This window comes from Sphingomonas sp. SRS2 (genome assembly GCF_000971055.1).
Classification (GTDB): Bacteria; Pseudomonadota; Alphaproteobacteria; order Sphingomonadales; family Sphingomonadaceae; genus Rhizorhabdus.
In genome coordinates this window covers 1-898 of the sequence record NZ_LARW01000159.1, presented here as the reverse complement: position 1 = coordinate 898, position 898 = coordinate 1, and the positions used below count along the sequence as shown (strand labels likewise).

Here is an 898-nt window from a genome sequence, read left to right as displayed (position 1 = left end):
GCGCTTCAAACCCGGGGCCGACATCGCCGACTGGGCCGCTCGCCTCGATGGCGAAAGCCTCGCGCCGGGCCATGTCCGCATCCCGGCGGGCCGCCGCGTCGTCGATCTGCCCGGCTATGACGAGGGCATCTGGTGGGTGCAGGACATCGCCGCGACGATTCCTGCGCGCCTGCTCGGCGACGGCTCGGGCAAGCGCGCACTCGACCTGTGCGCCGCCCCCGGCGGCAAGACGATGCAGCTCGCCAGCCAGCAATGGTCGGTCGGGGCGGTCGATATGTCCGAAGCGCGGATGGCGCGGCTGTCCGAAAATCTGGCGCGCACCGGCCTGGCCGCCGAAATCCATATCGCCGACGCCGCCGATTTCATTGATGGCCTGCTCTATGACGCGGTGCTGCTCGACGCGCCCTGCTCGGCGACGGGCATCTTCCGCCGCCATCCCGACGTCCTCCACCGCGCCGGACCGCGCGTGATCGCCGAGGCCGCCGAACAGCAGGCCCGGCTGATCGACCATGCCGCCGAACTCGTCGCGCCGGGTGGCGTGCTCGTCTATGCCGTCTGCTCGCTGGAAGCCGACGAGGGGGAGCAGATCGCCAAAAGCTTTGTCGCCGCGCATCCCGGCTGGAGGATCGATCCGGTAACGGCGGACGAGCTTCCGCAAGGCTTCAGCCCCGACAAGGTCGGCCGCGTCCGGGTGCGGCCCGGCACGCTCGCCGACAAGGGCGGCGCCGACGGCTTCTTCATCGCGCGGTTCCGACGCGTCTAATTCCTCCGCAGAACGGGGAGGGGACCGCGAAGCGGTGGAGGGGGCCTGCCTCCCCATGACGGTTGATCGCGCAAGCCTCACGCCCCCTCCACCATCCCGTGGATGGTCCCCCTCCCCGTCCCGGGGAGGAATGAG

The 898-nt window shown here is 70.6% G+C and carries 1 protein-coding gene; it reads left to right on the top strand.

Going from position 1 to position 898, the window contains the following annotated elements; translation table 11 throughout:
* A partial coding sequence (locus tag WP12_RS22420) for an RsmB/NOP family class I SAM-dependent RNA methyltransferase (RefSeq protein WP_046195870.1) occupies positions 1 to 763 on the top strand: 763 nt, incomplete at its 5' end.
* Positions 764 to 898 lie beyond the last annotated feature (135 nt).